Genomic DNA, 19,865 nt, shown 5'->3' with positions numbered 1-19,865 from the left:
GGTTCGCTCCTCTTCAGCGGATGCGATAGAATTTGGAATCGAACGACCATTTGCCCTGGGCGCCGGTCTCGTCGTCGCCGACGATCCTGAGGCTTCGGGCGAGATCGTAGACATAGTTGAAGGCGGCGCGCTGGCCGACCAGCGGTGTCGGCACATCCGGCAGGTCGAGCACTTCGATCGGCTTGTCGCTGAGGATGGCGACGACCATACCGACGCCGGCCGGACCCTCGACCTGATATTCGAAGCCGATATAGGGATTGCGCGCATCGGGCACGACGACCGGCCGGGCCGGATCGAGCCGGTTGTCGCCGCTCTTGGCCGTCGGCTTCAGGCCCATCGAGCGCTTGTTCGGGTAGAGCTGCGTCAGCTTGCCAGCGGCGTCGATATCGACCAGGATCAGGTAACCGGACTTCTTGGTAGAGACGCGCATCGCCACCTTGTCGCCGATGCTGACGGCGGTGCCGGGCAGCATGTCGACGGCAACACCGGCCTCATTGTCGCTCTTCAGCGTATTTTCGACGGCGGCGACCGGCGTCTTCGCCTCCTCGCCGGTGATCACGTCGCGGCCTAGCGCATCCGGCAGGCCGTAGAATTGCGGGACCGGCGTGAAGCGGCAATCCTCGGCATGCGTCCGGCAATATTCGTCGGATTTGCGCCGGACATAATCGAGAAGGGCGGCATTGCTGACATTCGGCTTGTCGGCGGCGCGTGCCACGCCATCCTGCACGCCTTCGATGAAGTGGCGGGTGAAAACACCGAGCGCCGGCTTGGCCTCGCGATCGACGAGCGCCCACTGCCCTGCATTGACGGCCGACCAGACCATGGCGCTTTCGCCACCGAAGGAGAATTTCGCTTCCTTGCCTGACTTGTTCGGCGGTTCGATGGCTGCCAGTGCCGGGCCGAGGCAGCGCACGGTGCCGGAGGGTGCTGCGACCGCGCTGCGGCTGCCGGGGCCGACATGGCAGGCGTCGATCAGCAGGGTGACGCGGCGGTCCTTGAGGCTGTTCAGCCGTGCGGCGATCTCGGTTTCGCGGATCTGGTTGGTGACCGTCACCTTGCCACCCTCGCGCACCAGTTTCGCATCGGCTGCCACCAGCGTCGGGCTCGTCGTTTCCTCGGCGCCCATTTCCTCCGAGCCCTGGCCGCTGAAATAGAGGAAGACACGGCTTCCCGGCGTCGACTGGCGCACCAGCCAGTCGTCGATCTCGGCCAGGATCGCCTCGCGGGTCGCCTTGCGGTTGGTCAATGTGTGGATCTGTTCCGGGCGGTAGGCGAGCGTCTTGGCGAGGAAGACCTGCATCGCCTTCACGTCGCTGGCGGAGCCGGTCAATTTGGCCTCGCGCATCTCGTAATCGTCGATGCCTATCAGCAGCGCGCGATCGCCGGGGGAGCCTTGGATCACTGGCGTCTGGACGGTCGGGGATTGGACGTCGGGTTCGGCGTCTGCAGGCCCGGTGACGGGTTTGTCCGCGGGCATGTCGGGGCTTGGCGTTTCAGTCGTGCCGGCAGGCGCGCTATTGCCGGCGGGCGGGGTATCGCCGGCGGGCGGGGCGTCGCCGCTGGGCGGCGAGGTGATGGTGAGGTTGGCCTCTTCCTGCCCGGATTTTTGCTGCTTCGTTCCGGCGCCGGTGGTGGTTGACGCGACCTGATCGCCTTTCGCCGATCCTTCGACATCAGGCACATCGCCATCGGTCTTTGCGGCGATCCAGCCGCGGAAGGCAGCGACGCGGGTATAGACGCCGTAATGTTCGGCCTCGGCGCAGCCGGCGCCCCAGCTGACGATGCCGAGCTGGATCCAGCTTTTGTCGGGACGCTGGGCGACGAGCGGTCCGCCGCTGTCGCCCTGGCAGGCATCCTTGCCGCCTTCGGCATAACCGGCGCAGACATTGCGCTCGTCGATCGGGTTCATCCGCATCGAGCTGTCACGATAGGCGGCGCGGCAGTCCTCGCGCGGCACGATCGGCAGTTCGACTTCCTGCAGTTCGGTCGGCAGATATTTGTCATCCCACCCGTGGTCTGCCTTGGTGTAACCCCAGCCGGTGACGACGGCGGGGTGGCCCGCGGCCTCCACCGCCTCATCCGAGGCCGAGGCAAGGATCGCCGGCTTCGATTTGGCGGGCTCGGCGAGCTTGATGAGGGCAATGTCGTTGGCGAAGACCTTGCGGTCGAAATCCTCGTGGATAACAACGTCATCAACGGCAAGGCCGGGCTTGTCGGGCCCGTCGACCGCGATCACCTTGTCGATCTTCGACTTGCCCTCGACGATCAGCAGATCCCGGGCGAAGAGATCCTGCTTGCCGGAGCGGCCGCTGGTGACGCAATGGGCGGCCGTCAAGATCCAGCGCGGCGCGATCAGCGAGCCGCCGCAATGGCCGCCGAAGCGGCCGCGCTGTTCGGGGTCGGGCGCCAGGATCTTCACCTGCCAGGGCCATTCGCCTTTTCTCGCCGCCTGGCCGCCGATGACGCGCCCGCCATCCTCGCCGGCAAAATCGGTATCCTGCTGCGCAAGAGCTGGAGAGGTCAGAAGCAGCATGGCGGAGGCAATCGTGAGGACCCTGCTGATCGACGTGCTCATAGCTTGGCTCCGGCGGAGGTATAGAGGACCGTAAATCCGACGCGGGCGCCCTCGGGGAGGAATTCGCCGAGGCGCCTGGCGATATTGCCGGCGGTGCGGCGCCTGTCGTTTTGCTTCAGGAACTCCACAAGCTGCGGCATCGGGGTTTCAGAGGTGACGGCGACGAGCAGGTCGGTGCCAAACGGCGCGACGACCGAAAGATCGAGGTCGAAGGTCTGAGACATCTCGGCATCGGCCTCCTTCTCGTTGGGATAGAGGAACTGCACGGTGCCATCGCCGGTGACGTCGAAGAGCACGAGCTTGCGGCCCGATAGATCCGAAACCGTGACGCCGACGCGCTCGCCTTCGCCATGGACGGTGTCGGACGGCGTCACGCGCACGGTTTGCGGGTTTGTCTCCGACAGCCGCTTCAGCGTTTCGAGCGCGGCCATCCGGTCGACGACAAAAGGCATGTCGCCGGCGCCGACGCCGGAGGCGACGACATCGCCGCCGGCAATCGCCTCGCGATTTTCCGGATCGAAGACGAGTTCGGCATCGGCACCCTCGGTCACCTTGAATGGCGTGACAGCTGCGTCGATCCCCTGCAGAACCGGCTCGGACCCCAGGGCGGCGACGCTGATCGGCGTAGGCTCGGTGGGCAGCGGAGTGTTTGATTTCTCCGCCGCCGCCTGCGCCCCCGCCCCTTCGTAGGCATAGACGACCGCACGGTCGAGATCGGTTCCGGGCGGGCTTTCGGTAAAGATGTTCTGCCGCTGGTCGGTGAACTGATAGACCGCCTGGCGCACATATTCGAAGAGTTCGCGGCGGCTGACGGCGCCGTCGCCGTTGCGGTCCGCAGCCCCCTCGAAGGCGCGGGCGGTGGCATAACTCAGCGCGCCGCGCTTCTGCGGAATGCCGGGGATCGTGATCTCGGGCGACTTGGTGTTCTCGTCGACGGCGGCAAGGAAGGTCAGCCGTTTGAAATCGAAGCCGGTGGACAACGCATCCGCCGTCGTCGAGATCGGCGCGAGGTCATCCTCCTCGATCGTATAGGACGGCGCCTGACGCCAGGTGATCTCGGCGCCGCGCGGATCGACGTCGCGGGTCATGCCGCCGGCATGGCAGGTATCGGCGATGAAGACGACATCGGCGCCCTTGGCCTCGAGGTTGCGGATCAGCACCTTGAACTCGTCGCCGAAGATGCGCTCGCGCGATCCGGGCAGCCGGGTGTCGAAGCCGGCCAGCACATAGACCTCGTCGCGGCCGCTCGGTTTCGAGCCCTTGACGCGTTCCGGCTCGCTCGACCCGTGACCGGCAATGCCGAGCACGACGAGGTCGCCAGGCCCTGCCCGCTCCGTCACGGCCCCGATCGCTTGAAAAATGCCCTCGCGATCGGCTGCGCCATTCTTCAGGAGCGTCATGTCTTCGACGCCGACCGAGCGCAGCGACAGGGAAAGGTCCTCGGCATCGGCGACGGCGCCATGCAGCGGCGGGACATTGCGATAGAGATCGATGCCGACCAGCACCGCCCGGACCGCGCCGCGCTCGGGCGCCTCGATCGTCCTTGCCAGGCTGTCGGTGGCCGCCAGCGTGAGGAGGGCTAATGCGGCGGCCATGGAAACGGATGCGGACATGGCCAAACTCCCCTCGCCCCCGCTATTCGCGGCGCCATTCGACGCGCCGGTTCAACGCATCGACATCGTCTTCGGTGAGGTTTGCGGTTGCGGTCACGTCGACCGGCTCGGAGGCGCCGCGGCCCTCGGCATCGATCGTCGCGTCGATGCCGTGGCTCTTCAGGAAATCGGCGACGGCCTGGGCGCGGCGCTCGGACAGCTTCTGATTATAATCGTCAGCGCCGCGCCGGTCGGTATGGCCGACGAGGATGATGCGACCGGGCTTCTGCTCCTTCAGCGCTTCCAGCAGTTCCTCGGCGGCCTCGGTGCCGATCGAGGTGAAGCTCGACTTGTCGAAATCGAAGGTGATCGGCACCGGAATGGAGACCGGCACGATGCCGCGCACATTCTCGGAATAGATGCCGCCGAGCACGCCGCTGCGGTGATCCTTCTCGGCCGGCACGAAGCTGCCTTGCGGATTGTCGCTCGAAGGATTCGCGGCAAGGATGCGGGCCTGGGCGGCGCGCTGGATGAGATCGGAAATCGTTTCGGCCGGCGGCGCCTTCGGCGTGCGGGTCTCGTTCTTGATGATCTCGATCGCCTGCTGGTAATCGGCGGCGGCATCGGCGAAGCGGCGAGCGGAGAAATAGATCTCGCCGAGCGTGGCGGAAGCCTGCCACAGCACCTGCGGACTGTCGGCAGCGACAAGCAGCGGTTCGTAATCGGCGACCGGTCTGTCGGCGGCCATCATCTCCTGCGCGGCGGAAAGCCTGAGGGCTGCGACGCGGCGCTGGGCATTCACCTGGAACTGGCCGCAATCAGCGCTGACGGCGATCGCATCGGCCTCGGAAGCGGCAGCGGTGATATCCTTGGCGGCGACGGCGGTGTTCAGTTTGTCGAGAAGGGCGGTGCAAACAGGCGTATCGGCGTTGCCGACCTCGATCTCCTCGCCGGCTTGATCCGGTTCGGCCGAACGGCCAAGGTTCAGCTGCGGCATCTTGATGCTGAAGCCACCGGGCAGCTTGAATTGCGGCATCTTGATCTGCGGCATCGGCAGTTTCGGCATCTTGGTCTGAGAAGACTGGGCCGGCTGCTTGTACTGCGTCGGCTGCTTATATTGGGTCGGCCGGGTGGATGAGGTTGTGTCGGCAGGGCCGATCAGCTCCAGTTCGTCGGCGGCAAGTTCCTGGCCGGGCGCCAGATTGGTGACGATCTTGTATTTCTTCGGCGGCTGTGTGGTGGCCTGCTCGACGGGTTTCGGCGCGACTTTTTTCGGGGCAACGGGCTTCGGTTTTTCCACCACCGTTTCCGGCTTCTTGGCAACTTCCTGTTTCGTCACCGGCTTCGGAGCGGCTGCCGGTTTCGGCGCAACGGGCAGCTTTGCAGCCTGCTCGACCGGTGCGGGTTTTGCGGCAGGGGCGGCTGCGACGGGAGGAGCCGCGGGCAGACTATCGACCGTCGTCAGCATCAGCGTCTTGCTGCTGATCTTGGTGCCGAGGCTGCGGGCTTCCTCAAGGCTGCGGGACACGGCATCCATGCCGCCGTCGATCGAGCGGAACATGCCGCTGCCGCTGCCGCCGAGATCGGCGAAGATGGTCAGCGGCTTGGAGGAATAGAAGACCTTGATCTGCTCCTGGCCGACCGGACCTGAAACCTGCAGCCGGGCGCCGCTGGCCGGATCCGGCACCTGCACACGCTTGCCGGCGCCGATGAGTGCATCGGTCTGATACTTGTTCGGGAAAAGCTTCACCACCGCGCCGTTCGGCGAAACGTTCAGCACCGTGACATAGGCGTTTTCGCTCGACTGGATGAAGAGGCCGACCACTTCGCCGATGGCGTATTTGGCTTCTGCGCGATCGAAGGTGATGCTGACGGGGCCGGTCTGGGCCGGGGCTTCGGTCAGTGTGCGTTCGTTCTGCGCCTCGACGGCGGGAACCACCGAAAAGAGTGAAAGAAAGGTGGCTGCTGCTAGGATGGCTTTGCGGTTCAGCATTGGAAAACCTCCTCTTCGAACAATCTCACACTGTGTTGAAGATGAGAATAGCACTGACCGGCGAAATTGGGATGGTTTCGGCCGTCTTGCTTGAGGGAGGGTTACAAATTATTTGGAGCCTGAAAGTCTCCGGCAGGAAAAAGACGTGAGCAAGACTCGAGCTCGGCAATATCCGCCGCTTGTTATAGTCCGGTTCGACTGGCGGGAGGGCCGTTAGTTCTTGGGTTTTTGCCCGGCTGATTTCAAAATCGAGATCAGGTCGCTCATGCCCTCGGGCGAGGAATTGTAGAGCCAGAGAATATCCGGATTGTCGATCGCGAATTCCTTGCCGGGGCCGGAGCCCATGTCGCGGCCGGGCGAGGTCGCATCGGGCAGCTTGGCCTCGCCGGGCGCCAGCCCCTCGGCGCGCTCATGTTCGGCGATGATGGCGGTCGCCGCAGCAAAGGCCTTTTCGTCCTGTTGGCGCAACGCTGCCAGCGCGGGGTTGCGCGCCGCCAGCGCATCCTCGACCGGGCCGGCCTGACTAAGCTTGGGCATTTGCAGCGCCAGCAGCAGGCCGATCGACAGGGTTATGAGCCAGGATTTCGTCATCGTCGTCACATCCGTCTTATGGGCGCCATTACGCGACAAGCGCCCCGACAATAGGGAGAGGCTGGGAGGATGGCAACGGCGCTTGGCACCAATCGATTGGGAGGGTTGAAATCGACTGGCAGAGGCGCTTTCGCTCTTTGTTTTATGCATGTCGTTGCCCCGGAACCGCTGCACACTTCCGGGCGACATGCATTAGAGGATCTTCAATTGCTGCAGGCTGAGGCGCAGGTCGCGCAGCATCTCGCCGAAGATCTCCTCGATCATTCCCGTCGACCAGACGACCATGGTGCCGTAGGGCGAGCGCTTGCGCTGCATGAAGCCCGCCGTCTCGAAATCGATCAGCGTCTTGCGGCAGGTCTCGCTCGACATCACCGCGACCAGGAAACGGGCGAGATTGGACTGGTCGATCGCGCCTGATTTTTCCGCCCAGTTCTGGATCAGCCGCGGCTTGGTGTCGGCGGTGAACATCGAGGCGAGCGCCCGATCCTGCGACAGCCCCAGGCGCTGCAGCTTGGCCGGATCGCGGGTCAGCGAAACCACGTAATCATTGTGCAGATCGGCGAAGCGTTCGATATCCTCGGCCGTGTTGATGCCGAAAACCTTCATCGAATAGAGGAACTCGGCCATCAGATAGGTCGGCTCGGAGCGCAGTTGCGCCAGATGTTTGTCGTCCTTGCTGGCAGACGCCGCGCAGACGCGATCGGAAAAACCGATCCGTGCGGCGCGAACCTGCTCCAGCAGGCTGATATCAAGCGCCAGTTCGTCACCGTTCCATTCCAGCATAAGCATTTCCTGCCAGCAAATCTTCGAGACGATGATCTTGTACTATTCCAGGCGCAGATCTCCAAATCGTTTGGAAAGCAACAGCTTGCTGATGGGGCGCATCTATCTTACCATTTTGAATGGCTTGGCAGTCTTTTCGAGGGTCGAGGCAATGCGTGGTTTGGGGTCGCATATTCTGTTTGCCGCGGCACTTGCAGTCGCCTCGCCAGGTCTTGCCAAAGACACGACAATCATAGAGCTTCGCAGCGGCGACGGCGCGCGTTCGGTCGGCATCATCTCGTCCAACGAGGAAGTGGAGGCATCCGGGCCTGCGGCGATCACCGTCGGTGACAACGGCACCATCTACATTCTCGACCAGAACAACGGCCGCGTGCTCGCCGTCGACGCCGAACGTTCGCAGGCCGATCCGGAGATCCTGCCGCTGCCGGAGAATGCCACGCCGGAGGATCTCGCCGTCGTCCACAACGAACTCTACCTCTGGTCCGATGGCGTCGTGCCGCTCGAGCGCGCCACCGATGCCGACGGTCGGTCGCAGACGCTGCGCGCCGTCGATGGCGACGGCGATGCCGACGACTACACCCGCTCGGTCTTCGCCTCGATGGGCTCGGTATCGCCCGGGCCGCTGAACAGCATCATCGACGAGATCGGCCGCAGCGTGAGCCGGTCCGAGGTCCGACCACCGGTCAAGCAATATGTGCCGAGCCGCGGGCTCGGCGATATCGTCGCCGAAGTCTCGGCCGCCAACGACAAGGCTGAGATCCTGCTGCGGCGCAGCAGCTCGGAGGAGAATTTCCTGTCGCTGCAGCTGACCTCCGAAGGGCGGATCGGCACCGTCGAACTGCTCGACATCGACACAACAGGCCGGCCCTATGCGCTGGTCGAGCTAGTGCCGGCCGACCGACCCGAACGCACCGGCATGCTGGTGGTGCGGTTCACGCCGAACGGGACAATCGACCGGGTCTACGACCTGCCGATCGAACCGGGCACGGTCTTCTCCAGGCGCTTCGTGGCGATCGGCCCGCGTGGCGACGTGCTCTATTTAAGATCGCTGGAGAGCCGGGCGCAGGTGCTGCGGCTCGACGGCAGGGAGCCCGGCCGCAAGCTTGCCGTCGCCAGCCCCGCCAAGCAGCCGAATGCCGGCAAACCGGGCAAGACGCCGAAGGTGGCGATCGTGCCGAAATCGCGCAGCGACGTCATCGAGCGGGCGATCGGCTTCGAGACGCTGAATTGGCTGGTGACGCCGACGGCCTATGGCAAGGATCCCGGGCCTGGCTGCGACAACATGAACCGGCTGCGCCGCCCGACCTACCTGATCGGCAAGCGCGGCCAGACGGTCAAGGGCGTTCCCTATTGCTGGGGTTGCAAGACGCCGCTCGAGAATTTCATCGGCGGGGTGGAAAAGGGCCAGGCCGCCGGCAATGTCTGCACCAAGAGCGCGCCGCAATCCAACATCCTCGGCGTCGACTGCTCCGGCTTCGTCAGCGACGCCTGGGGCCTGAAGATGCATGTGACGACGCGCGCCATCCCCGGCATCACCAAGCGCCTCTCCGACCCCTGGTCGATGCGGCCGGGCGACGCGCTGAACAAGCCCGGCTCGCATGTGCTCTTGTTCATGCGCTTTACCGACGACCGCAAGGTGGAGGTGATGGAGGCCTCACCGAATGCCTGCAAGGGCCGCGTCTGCCGCAACACCTATTCGCTCGGCAGCCTGCTGATGCGCGGTTACCAGCCGGTGCGCTTCAGGGGGCTGGATGGCTGACGGCGGAAGCGTCATGTCACCGGTCTGCTGCATAATTCAAAGTATGACAGCGGCTGTCGGCTGTCCGGTTCGTACCCGCAAGTTGCCCCTCACCCTAACCCTCTCCCCGCTCGCGGGGAGAGGGGACGTGCCCCGCGAGAGGTTAGTGGGGAACGGAGAGGTTGCGGCATATCCCCTTCGCCCCGCGAGCGGGGAGAAGGTGCCGGCAGGCGGATGAAGGGGCCGACCTCGCCGATCTCCCTCTGGTTTAAGTCCTTTGCGGGTCTTTTCAGACGCGCGGCGCTGTCGGCGCCAGCCGCCGTTTCGCCATCGCCAAGAGCCCATGGGTGGCGACGCTCTCAGTATAGTCCCGATAGGCGGGATCCCGGCTCAGCATGCGCTCTTCGGCACGGGCGCGCATGACGTAGATAAGACTGACGATTGCCAGCATGCCGGCCCGGGCAAGCCCCTCCGTCAGGCCGCCGGCAATGAAGCTTGGAAATGCAAACAGCCACCAGGAGATGTTCTTCGAGACATAGGCCGGGTGTTTGATGAAGCGATAGGGGCCTGTTGTGATGATGCCGCGATGGGTCAGGTTGGAAAATCGCGGCCCGAAGGCGACGGTCGCCCAGACGTAGATCAGGGTGCAGAACAGCGTCGCGACGCTCCAGAGGATGAAGATGGCCGAGCCCTCCTGGATCACCGTTTCCCAGCCCGGCCCGTCGCCATAGGGCACGAAGGCATGCGAGATCGCCGGGAAGAGCGGCTCATAACAGATGAGGCAGACCAGCCAGCCGAGCGCCGTCGTCTCCGTTGCTCTGACATGCCAGCCAAAAAGCTTGAAGGTGGCAATATAGCCGCCGGCGGCAAGCACGACGTCGAGGAGAAAGACGAGCCGCATGAGACCTTCGAACCAGGCCGCGGAGAGCGGCGGATACGCCCATGCCGGCTTGTCGGCAAGATCGGTAAGAGCCGCCATGCCCCCTGAAAACATCAGCACGAGAAAGAAGCATTTGATTGCGAGCAGGCGCAACGCGAACAGCACGTCCTCGTCGCGAAAATCCTGCATCAGCACCGCGCGCCCGACCTGATGGAGATAATCGTCGGGCTCTTCGGCGATCTGATCGGTGGCTACGATGTAGAGGATGGTGGCCGCAGCAAGCGCGATGGAAATGACGATGGTCGTGTGGCCGGCCTCGATGAACCATTGGACCGCCGACGACTGTGTGAAAAACGGAAAGACCGAACAGGCGATGACGACCACGCCCAAAAGTGCAGCGAGGCCGACGAGCTTCGTTCCGATGCGCCGCCAGAAGATGGCGGGAGCCTCGTCCCGCCTCTCTCGCGATGTCCAGGCCCGACGCGCAGCCGGGGTGCCCTCGACGACGATCCAGGCCAGGAGAAGGCAGAACACGGCGAGCGCCATCGCCTTGCCGGGCTCAAGCTGCAGATAGGCCGAGAGCGCAATGCCGATGAGAACGCCGACAAGGGTCCCAGCCTGGCTGACGAGAGAGTTCCCGGTAACGGTATCCCTGTCCCGCGATATCGGCACGCGCTCGGCTTTCTCGATTACATTGCCGGCTGGACGGAAGCCGGAGAGCTTAGCCGCGCTTGCATGGCAAGCGCCATTGCGGCTTCATCCGTCGGCGGAGACGCATCCTCCGGCAGCGAAATCATCGCAATATCGAGCTTGTCATAATCGACCATATAGTAGCCCGTTCCGGTATCGATGACCGCCTCAGGTCTGATCTCCAGCAGATCCTGCGCCATGGTGCCGACGAATATCGGGCCGCCCCAGACATAGCGGAACGCGTAGACCGGTATGCCCTCAGCCGAGATGCCGAGCCGGCGGATATCGGTCTTCAGACGGCGATCGGACCACGAACCGCCGCTGGAACTCGATGAGCCGCCGCCACCAGAGCCGGAATTCCCGCTGGAACTATTCTCAGAACGGGTGAAAGCCGGTTGAGTGTTCTGCACGGCCACTTTTTTAATGGTGGGTGTGGTTTTTCTGGCCGGCGTAACGTTCCGGGCCGGAGTAACGTTCCTGGCCGGCTCTTCGCTGGTGAACAGCGTTTTCGCGCCAGGATCGAAAATGCAACTCTGCAAGATTGCGCCTGAACCTGCAAGGAAGGTCGAGCAAAGCAGAACACGGATGATGAGCTTTCTTGTCATGAAGGGCGCCCCCAGATCGCCGTCTTAGAAGAGATCGTACCTCGGATTTCGCTTGACCCATGTCGCCTTGGCGAGCTGAACGAGCCTGTCGTCGAGCGACTTGGTCTTCGGAAGCGCCTTTTGCTCTTGAGCGGTCAACTCGGCAGTGAAGGTTTTTTCCGCTTTCTTCTTTGCAGCATTCGGCAAGGCCTTGAGTGCCGCCTTCGCCTGGTTCTTCGGGTCGCCGCTGCCCGGCATGTTGACGGCGGTGGCCAGCGCGAAATAACGCGCCGCCGTTGCCAGGCTGTCAGCGTCCGCACCGTCTTCCTTCGCCAGGATCGCGCGGTCCAGCGCCCCCCAATAGTCGCCGCGTTCTGCGCCCATCTCCAGCCATTTCACCGCTTCCGCCTTGTCGGCGGCAACGCCGATGCCGTCCCGATACATGCGTCCAAGATTGGTCGGGGCATAGGGCTGACCGCCCTCCGCTGCCCGCGTGAAAAGGTCGAGCGCTTTCGGGAGATCCTCCGGAGCGCCTTTTCCGAAACGGTAGACGAGGGCAAGATTGTTCAGCGAATAGATGTCGTTGCGCTGGACGCCGGCCTCGTAGAAACGGATGCCGCGCTCCGGATCGGCCGGCACGTTGACGCCGTTCAGGAAGATATAGCCAAGTTCGTTCATCGCGTAGGTATGGCCGAGATCGGCGGCCTGCAGCATCAGGCGCAACCCCAGCTGCTGATCGGCCTTGGTGCCACGGCCGTAGTAAAGGGCCTTGCCGTAGCTGTGTAGGGCGAATGGATCGCCCTTGGCCGCACCGCCCTTGGCGATCTCGCTTGCCTTGGCTGCGTCGCGCGGGACGGAGGCACCGAATTCATAAAGGCTCGACAGCTCATAGATCGCCCGGACATGCCCGGCATCCATCGCCTTCGTGATCGTGGCAAAAGCCGTCTTCGTATCGCGATTGGCAAGCTGGGCGCGGCCGAGCTGGTAGACGAAACGCGCCACCTCAGGATAGGCCTTGACCGCCTCCGTGCAGGCCGGCAGTGCGGAGGAGGGGTCGATCTCGTTCGGCAGTTTTCCGGCGGTCACGCCCTGCAGGTCGAGGGGTGCCGCGGCCGCGGTATCGCAGGCGTCGAGCGCCGGTTTGAAGGTGATGGTGGCCGGCGCCAGGTCGTCATTGGCGGCCTGCAGCGTCAGGGCGAAAGGCTGGTTTTCGGTGCCGATCTGCGGCTCGTAGGAAAGGGTCGGAATATCGGCGGCCTCCAGCACGTGGCCAAGCCCGATCACCCGGTCACCGGCGCGCAGTGTGCCCTTGTCGGGCAGGGCCGCGACCTTGAAGGTCATTTCGGTGGCCGATGCCGGGACGGCAGGCAGGCCGGCTTCGACGGGGCCGACGCCGATCGTTGCGCTGACGTCGCGCGGCAAGGTCTTCAAATAGGCATCGGCATCGGCAAGCCGCACCTGTTTTTGCTGTTCCAGCTGGGCGAGCTTGGCGCCGGCATCCGCCGAGACGGTAATTGCCACCACGCCCTGGGTCGCCTGGCCATAGGGGTCGCTGACGGTATAGCCGATCAGGCCGACGGTTCCGGCGGCAACGCCGGATGAATCAAAGGTCAGCGCCGTCAGGGCTGCCACAGGGATCTTCGCGCCCTGCTCGACGGGTTTGCCGTCGAAGCTGAGCTTGCCGGTCTTTGGAAGCTGGTTGAGGGTGACGAGCAGTGCTGCGCCGGTCTCGTCATGCGGCGGGGCGATCGGCAGTTTGGTGGCGGTGGCACCCTCCGGCACGCTCACCTGCTGCATCGGTTCGACGCTCGGCGGCGGCGGCGCCGGAATGAAATAGAAGCTGTCGGTCAGCGACGAGTTTTCCCAGGGAACCTGCTTGCCGCCGGTCATGGCGATCACATCGCGGCGCACATCGGTCAGGACCTGGCGGATTTCCTTGTTGGGTTCGCTGGCGCGCTTGATGAAGGATTCGGAATAGGGGCTAAGCGCGCCCGTGCCATCGAGCGCCACCTGGCCCGGTTCGGTGGAGAAAGCGATCAGGCTGCCGAGATCGCTGTCGATGCGCGCCAGTCCGCGTGTGGCGCCGACCGGTTCCAGCTTTTCGGCCATCCAGAATTTCTGGGCGTTGAAGGGATTGTTGCGGCAGGCGTCGAGGAAGATCAGCTGCACCCGCGAATTCTGCTTGAGATGGTTCAGGATGAGGTCGAGCGGCATGGTCTGCGTCTCGACGTCATAGGGCGTCTCCAGTGTCGCATCGACCGGCACGATGAAATTCTGCCCGCCGACCTGGATGCCATGGCCCGAATAATAGATCAGGCCCGCCTCGGCATTGCTGGTCGAACGCAGGAAACGGCGCACCGTATCCTCAAGCCCGATACGGTCGACATTGACGCCGATCGTCACGTCGAAACCGGCAGCCCGCAGCGTGGTCGCGACCTCTTCGACGTCATTGGCGGGATTGGGCAGCGAGGGCAGCGTCTTATAGACCGAGTTGCCGATGACGAGCGCGACGCGGCGCCCGCTCTCCTCGGTAATGGCGGCATATGCCGTGCCGATCGACAGCAGCATTGCCGCGACGATCAGCAAATAAGCGCACAGTCTCCTGACGTGGTGAAACTTGGGCATGGCTCGATCGCAAACATCTATTGTCCAGGGTTCAATAAAATTTGCTGGCCTGCTGGTGCTGGCCCCCCTCCGCATTCACACGACGAAAATATTCCTCGGCGCCTCAAAAGGCAAGCTTCGCCGCCTGCAAGTGAATTGGAGCGGTTCCGTCAGATTGGAAGCCCATCATCGACAAGAAAGACTGTCGAAATCAGGAATTTAACATGCGGCCGGCGAGGTTTCCTTAACCTCGAAACGTATAGTTGCTGATCGAGGCCGGTTTCATCTCGATGGAGAAGCCCGGCAGGCTGGGCGGCATATAGGCGGCGTTCTCGATCCGGCAGGGGTCGAGGAAGTGTTCGTGCAGATGATCGACATATTCGATGACGCGGCCGTCCTTGGTGCCTGAGACCGCGACGTAATCGATCATCGACAGATGCTGTACATATTCGCAGAGGCCGACGCCGCCGGCATGCGGCCAGACCGGCAGGCCGAACTTGGCGGCGATCAGCAGCACCGAGAGAACCTCGTTCAGCCCGCCCATGCGGCAGGAATCGATCTGGACGATATCGATCGCGCCTTCGGCGATGAACTGCTTGAACATGATGCGGTTCTGGCACATTTCTCCGGTCGCGACCTTCACCGGGCCGATCGCCTGGCGGATCTTGCGGTGGCCGGCAACATCATCGGGGCTGGTGGGTTCCTCGATGAAGAAGGGCTTGGCGAAGGAGAGCGCCTTGACCCAGTCGATCGCCTGGCCGACATCCCAGACCTGGTTGGCGTCGATCATCAGGTAACGATCGGGGCCGATCACCTCGCGGGCGATCCTCAGACGCCGGATATCGTCTTCCAGGTCGCGGCCGACCTTCATCTTGATATGGTCGAAGCCGGCGTCGATCGCCTCCTGGCACAGGCGGCGCAGCTTTTCGTCGCCATAGCCGAGCCAGCCGGCCGAGGTCGTGTAGCAGGCATAGCCGTCTTTTTCGAGGATGGCGATGCGTTCGGCCTTGCCCGCTTCGGCGCGCTTCAGGATCTCGATCGCCTCGTCACGGGTGAGAACATCGGTGAGATAGCGGTAATCGACGATATCGGCGATCTCTTCCGGCGACATATCGGCAACGAGCCGCCAGACCGGCTTGCCGGCCTGTTTGGCCAGCAAATCCCAGACGGCATTGACCACCGCGCCGGTCGCCAGATGAATGGCGCCCTTGTCCGGGCCGATCCAGCGCAGCTGGCTGTCGCTGGTCAGATGCCGCCAGAACCGGCCGGGATGGGCGAGAATCTCGGCAAGATCGGCGCCGACGACGAGGTGGCGCATCACCTCGATCGCCATGCAGCAGATGTCGTTGCCACGGCCGATGGTGAAGGTCAGCCCATGGCCGGCAAGATCAGGCGCGTCCGTATCGAGAATGACATAGGCGGCCGAATAATCCGGATCGGGGTTCATCGCATCGGATCCGTCCAGGCTTTGCGACGTGGGAAAGCGGAGATCGAAGACGCGAAGATCGGTGATGCGGGTCATGGGTGTTCCTCCCGATTATCATTGTATGGGCCGATTGCGGTGGCTGGATCAGCCGGCAGGACTACCGGCTGAAATCAGATCGTCCAGCCGCCGTCGATGGCGATCGCCTGGCCCGACGTGTAGGTCGCGCCGGCGAGATAGACGGCGAGATCGGCGATCTCCTCCGGCGAGCCCAGCCGGCCCATCGGCTGGCGGGCGATGAAGGCGGCGCGCGCCGCATCGTAATCGCCCTGGGCGCGCATGCGGTCCTGCAGCGACGGGCTTTCCACCGTGCCGGGGCAGATGGCGTTGCAGCGAATGCCCTGGCCGACGTAATCGGCGGCGACGGATTTGGTCAGCCCGATCACCGCCGCCTTGGTGACGCCATAAGCGAAGCGGTTCGGCACGCCCTTGATGCTGGAGGCGACGGAGGCCATGTTGACGATGGACCCGTCCTTGCTTTCGATCATGCCCGGCAGCACGGCCCGGATGGTGCGGATCATCGCCTTGACGTTGAGGTCGAAGGCGAATTCGAGATCGGAATCCTTCATCTCGAGGATAGAGCCGGCATGAACGAAGCCGGCGCAGTTGAACAGCACGTCGACAGCGCCGATCTCGGCGACGAGGGCCGTGACCGCATCGTCTTCGAGCACGTTCAGTCTGTGGGTGGAAACGCCGGTTTCGGCGGCCAGCGTCGCCAGCGCCTCGGTGTTGATGTCGGTCGCGTGGACCTTGGCGCCGACCGCGGCAAAGGCTGTCGCCGTCGCCCGGCCGATGCCCTGGCCGGCGGCGGTGATGAGAACGGTCTTGCCGGAAAGTCTGTTTGTCATATCACGGGCCTTTTCTGGAATTGTCTATGCTGGACGACGGAATGCGGTTTGTCTTGATGAGGCTCGGGGGCGAGGCTCGGGCCTTTTCTCATTTTGCGCGCTTCGACGGTCGTCCGGCAAGATATTGTTGGTGGCTTGCCGCCCAGTCCTGGTGCCAGGAAGGCCACGCGGTTTCACCTGATATCGGGCGACGTCTTCAGTCATGATTTGTCTGTTTATAGACAAACAGACGATTGGCCAAGGGTCAAGCGTGAAGTTTTCCTTTTCCGGCTGCAGTTCTGCGTATATGCAGAATGGTATTCACAGGAGGAAGGAATGGAGACCGACGAGTCAGACCGCTACCGCGCTCCTGCCCTCGACAAGGGCCTCGATATCCTGGAACTGCTCGCCGGTGTCGATACCGGCCTCACCCAGGCCGATATCGCCAAGCGGCTCGACCGCAGCCCCAATGAATTCTACCGCATGCTCGATCGCCTGGTGCGCCGCGGTTACGTCACCCGGCTGGACGGCGATCGCTATTCGCTGACATTGAAGCTCTTCGGTCTTGCCCAGTTGCACGCGCCGGTGCGCCGGCTCGCCTCCTATGCCACGCCGCTGATGCGCGATCTCGCCCAGCGGACGCGCCAGGCCAATCACCTTGCCGTCTTCGATCGCGGTGCGGCGGTTGTCATCGCTCAACAGGAGGCGCCTGACTATTGGGGGTTCTCGATCCGCATCGGCGCCCATATCAGCCTCTTCGACACCGGTTCGGGGCATGTGCTGCTCGCCTTCCGCAGCGAGGAGGAGCGGGAGATGATGATCTCGGAACATGTGCGCAGCCGCGCCGACATCGAACTCGGGCCCGATTTCTACGACCGCCTCGAGCAGATCCGCGAGCGCGGCTACGAGATGATGGCAAGCGCCCAGACGGCGGGCGTCTACAACCTTTCCGCCCCGGTGCTCGGGCCGGACCGACGCTGCATCGCCGCCCTCACCTGCCCCTTCATCGCGCTCGTTAATGCGCCGTCCGCGCCCGATATCACCCAGACGATCATGCTGGTGCAGAAGACCGCCGCGCAGCTTTCGCTGCTCGCCGGCGCCGATGTCGGCCATTCCGGCTGACGGGTCCCCTCGGAAAAGGCCGTCGCGAAGCAGACTTGCGAATCGCATAAGTTCGTGCTTATGTGTCGACATGATCGAGAACGACATTTTCCGAGCCTTGGCCGACCCAACCCGCCGCGCGATCTTCGAGAAGCTGGCGGCGGGCGGCATGAACGCCAGCGCCTTGCGCGCGGGCATGGAGATCAGTCAACCGGCAATGTCGCAACATCTCTCGGTTTTGCGGAACGCAAAGCTCGTGAGGGAAGAACGGCAGGGGCGTTTCGTGAATTACGAAGTCGATCCGGAGGGACTGGCTCTCATCGCGCAATGGTTGGCGAAATATCGTGCCTACTGGCCTGCCCGCATCGAAGCTCTCAAGGTCTTGCTGAAGGATATGGACCAATGAACGACGGAAAGGCCACCGAGCATAAAGACGGCATCGAACTGGAATTCGATCTGGATGAACCGCCGCACAAAGTCTGGCGTGCAATCAGCATCCCCGAATTTCGGGAAAACTGGTTGCCAAAAGACGCTTTGGCCGATCCCGAACCGGCCACTGTCACACCTGGCGAGGAAGTCCGTTATAGCCTGCGCGACAACGCTCCACCTTTCCTTGAAAGCTCGGTGACGTTCACGATCGTCCCGAACGCGACCGGCGGCACCCGCCTGCGCATTATCCACGAACTGACCGACGCGAGGCTCGACCGGATGGCGAAAGCGGCCGCGAACAGCAACAGTCCGCCCGTCATGCTCGCCGCCTGACGCGGCAAGCCCCGTTAAATTCTGGAAGATTGGAGTTCGCCGATGCGCGAAGCGATGCAACTCGTCCCTATGGTCATAGAACAATCCAGCAGAGGAGAGAGATCTTTTGACATTTACTCCCGTCTTCTGCGCGAACGCATCATTTTCCTCAACGGCGAGGTTAACGACACCGTTTCCGCTCTGGTCTGCGCGCAATTGCTGTTTCTTGAGGCCGAGAATCCAAAGAAGCCGATCAATCTTTACATCAATTCGCCGGGCGGTGCCGTGACCAGCGGCCTCGCCATGTATGACACCATGCGCTTTATCCGCGCGCCGGTTCATACGCTTTGCATGGGGACAGCCCGGTCAATGGGATCGTTCCTGCTGATGGCAGGCGAGGCCGGCGAAAGAGCTGCATTGCCCAACGCCAGTATCCTCATTCACCAGCCCTCCGGTGGCTTCCAAGGGCAGGCTTCGGACATGCTGATTCACGCCGAAGAAATCCTCAAGACCAAGCAGCGCATGACGCGGCTCTATGCGGAGCATTGCGGACGCTCCTATGAAGACTTCGAGCGCGGGATGGATCGCGACCGCTTCATGACGGCGGAAGAAGCATTGGAATGGGGTCTTATCGACCGTATTCTATCGGTTCGGGAAGACACGGCCAGCCTATAAGCTGTCGCGGAAATCCAACAAAAGTTGGAATTTTTAACCGCCGGGAATTTCTATTTGAACAATCCATTCACCAGGGATAGGTTGCCGCAAAACCACTCTTGGAGGAGAGAGCGTGTTCATCGACACCCATCTGCACATCATCGATCGGTCGGCGCTGCCCTATCCCTGGCTTGCCCAGGCGCCCGCTCTCGATCGTGATTTCCTCTACGAGACCTATGCGACTGAGGCCCGGCGCTGCGGCATCACCACGGCGCTGCATATGGAGGTCGACGTCGATCCCGCCGCCATGCAGGCCGAGACCGATCACGTTGCCGACATCGCCAAAAAGGAAGGCAGTCTGCTTGCCGGCGCCATCGTCTCCTGCCGACCGGAGGAGCAAGGTTTTGCCGCCTATCTCGAGCGACAGAAGGCCGATCCTTTCGTCAAGGGGTTCCGCCGCGTGCTGCATGTCGTGCCCGACGATGTCTCCGAAGGCGCCCTGTTCCGCGAAAACATCCGGCGCATCGGCGGCAGCGGCCTGACCTTCGACCTCTGCACCTTGCCGCATCAGGCAGGCCGGGTGGCGGCCCTCGTCGATCTCGCGCCCGATGTGCAGTTCGTGCTCGACCATTGCGGCGTGCCCGATATCCGCTCGGATGCCTTTGAGCCCTGGAAGGCCGGCATATCCGAAATTGCCCGGCGGCCGAACGTCGTCTGCAAGGTCTCGGGCGTCGTTGCCTATGCGGATGCCGAGACCTGGACGGCGCAAACGCTGCGGCCCTATATCGAACATGTGATCGCAAGTTTCGGCTGGGATCGTGTCGTCTGGGGCAGCGACTGGCCGGTCTGCACGCTCGGCGGCGGCCTCTCCACCTGGGTCGCGGCGACCCATGCTATGCTTTCCGGCGTTGATGAGGCCGAGCGCTCGAAGCTGCTTTTCGCCAATGCGCAGCGTCTCTGGGCGTTCTAAAAAGCACCACCCCAAAAGAGCGCAGTGGTTATCAAAGACTTAAAGCGCATTTGCATGGA

At 63.2% G+C, this 19,865-nt stretch carries 16 protein-coding genes; 6 read left to right on the top strand and 10 right to left on the bottom strand.

Annotation, left to right across the window (positions count from 1 at the left end):
* Positions 1-13: 13 nt before the first annotated feature.
* The 5 genes from FHT75_RS19460 to FHT75_RS19440 all read right to left on the bottom strand — a co-directional run bounded on the left by FHT75_RS19460 (position 14) and on the right by FHT75_RS19440 (position 7,534).
* Positions 14-2,575, bottom strand: a complete 2,562-nt coding sequence (locus FHT75_RS19460; RefSeq protein ID WP_183845166.1) for a trypsin-like serine protease — start codon at positions 2,573-2,575, stop codon at positions 14-16.
* Positions 2,572-4,188 (bottom strand): caspase family protein, encoded by a 1,617-nt coding sequence (locus FHT75_RS19455; RefSeq protein ID WP_047611907.1) that lies wholly within the window; start codon positions 4,186-4,188, stop codon positions 2,572-2,574. The genes FHT75_RS19460 and FHT75_RS19455 overlap by 4 nt, the downstream gene beginning before the upstream one ends.
* A gap of 22 nt (positions 4,189-4,210) precedes the next feature.
* The gene (locus FHT75_RS19450; RefSeq protein ID WP_183845165.1) at positions 4,211-6,160 is read right to left on the bottom strand and encodes a DUF4384 domain-containing protein; all 1,950 of its coding nucleotides are present in this window, start codon (positions 6,158-6,160) and stop codon (positions 4,211-4,213) included.
* A 213-nt stretch (positions 6,161-6,373) separates the two neighbouring features.
* The gene (locus FHT75_RS19445) at positions 6,374-6,751 is read right to left on the bottom strand and encodes a hypothetical protein (protein WP_183845164.1); all 378 of its coding nucleotides are present in this window, start codon (positions 6,749-6,751) and stop codon (positions 6,374-6,376) included.
* A gap of 192 nt (positions 6,752-6,943) precedes the next feature.
* Positions 6,944-7,534: a hypothetical protein gene (locus FHT75_RS19440; RefSeq protein ID WP_047613358.1), complete on the bottom strand. Its 591-nt coding sequence runs from the start codon at positions 7,532-7,534 to the stop codon at positions 6,944-6,946.
* Between the two features lie 151 nt (positions 7,535-7,685).
* Between FHT75_RS19440 and FHT75_RS19435 the strand changes: the two genes are divergently transcribed.
* The gene (locus FHT75_RS19435) at positions 7,686-9,293 is read left to right on the top strand and encodes a hypothetical protein (RefSeq protein ID WP_183845163.1); all 1,608 of its coding nucleotides are present in this window, start codon (positions 7,686-7,688) and stop codon (positions 9,291-9,293) included.
* A gap of 268 nt (positions 9,294-9,561) precedes the next feature.
* On the opposite strand, the gene FHT75_RS19430 is transcribed toward FHT75_RS19435, so the two are convergent.
* From FHT75_RS19430 to FHT75_RS19410, 5 genes are all read right to left on the bottom strand, one after another.
* The gene (locus FHT75_RS19430) at positions 9,562-10,824 is read right to left on the bottom strand and encodes a methyltransferase family protein (protein ID WP_183845162.1); all 1,263 of its coding nucleotides are present in this window, start codon (positions 10,822-10,824) and stop codon (positions 9,562-9,564) included.
* Positions 10,825-10,841: 17 nt separating this feature from the next.
* Complete coding sequence (locus FHT75_RS35920) at positions 10,842-11,252, bottom strand: tail fiber domain-containing protein (protein WP_312865381.1); 411 nt, start codon at positions 11,250-11,252, stop codon at positions 10,842-10,844.
* A gap of 219 nt (positions 11,253-11,471) precedes the next feature.
* Entirely contained in the window at positions 11,472-14,051 is a 2,580-nt protein-coding gene (locus tag FHT75_RS19420; RefSeq protein WP_183845160.1) for a caspase family protein, read from the bottom strand.
* A gap of 223 nt (positions 14,052-14,274) precedes the next feature.
* Entirely contained in the window at positions 14,275-15,552 is a 1,278-nt protein-coding gene (locus tag FHT75_RS19415) for an L-fuconate dehydratase (protein WP_183845159.1), read from the bottom strand.
* Between the two features lie 74 nt (positions 15,553-15,626).
* Positions 15,627-16,361: an SDR family oxidoreductase gene (locus FHT75_RS19410; protein WP_183845158.1), complete on the bottom strand. Its 735-nt coding sequence runs from the start codon at positions 16,359-16,361 to the stop codon at positions 15,627-15,629.
* A gap of 315 nt (positions 16,362-16,676) precedes the next feature.
* Between FHT75_RS19410 and FHT75_RS19405 the strand changes: the two genes are divergently transcribed.
* The 5 genes from FHT75_RS19405 (at position 16,677) to FHT75_RS19385 (ending at position 19,806) form a co-directional block, all read left to right on the top strand.
* Entirely contained in the window at positions 16,677-17,462 is a 786-nt protein-coding gene (locus FHT75_RS19405; protein ID WP_097542612.1) for an IclR family transcriptional regulator, read from the top strand.
* Positions 17,463-17,532: 70 nt separating this feature from the next.
* Positions 17,533-17,847 (top strand): ArsR/SmtB family transcription factor, encoded by a 315-nt coding sequence (locus tag FHT75_RS19400; protein WP_097630172.1) that lies wholly within the window; start codon positions 17,533-17,535, stop codon positions 17,845-17,847.
* Positions 17,844-18,203 carry an SRPBCC domain-containing protein gene (locus tag FHT75_RS19395; RefSeq protein WP_183845157.1) on the top strand — a complete coding sequence of 120 codons (360 nt, stop codon included), beginning with the start codon at positions 17,844-17,846 and terminating at the stop codon, positions 18,201-18,203. The genes FHT75_RS19400 and FHT75_RS19395 overlap by 4 nt, the downstream gene beginning before the upstream one ends.
* Before the next feature lie 42 nt (positions 18,204-18,245).
* Positions 18,246-18,857 (top strand): ATP-dependent Clp protease proteolytic subunit, encoded by a 612-nt coding sequence (locus FHT75_RS19390; RefSeq protein WP_183845156.1) that lies wholly within the window; start codon positions 18,246-18,248, stop codon positions 18,855-18,857.
* A 112-nt stretch (positions 18,858-18,969) separates the two neighbouring features.
* The gene (locus FHT75_RS19385) at positions 18,970-19,806 is read left to right on the top strand and encodes an amidohydrolase family protein (RefSeq protein ID WP_183845155.1); all 837 of its coding nucleotides are present in this window, start codon (positions 18,970-18,972) and stop codon (positions 19,804-19,806) included.
* Positions 19,807-19,865: the final 59 nt, after the last annotated feature.

Source organism: Rhizobium sp. BK112 (genome assembly GCF_014193215.1).
GTDB lineage: Bacteria > Pseudomonadota > Alphaproteobacteria > Rhizobiales > Rhizobiaceae > Rhizobium > Rhizobium anhuiense.
This window is presented reverse-complemented; position numbering and strand designations above follow the sequence as displayed.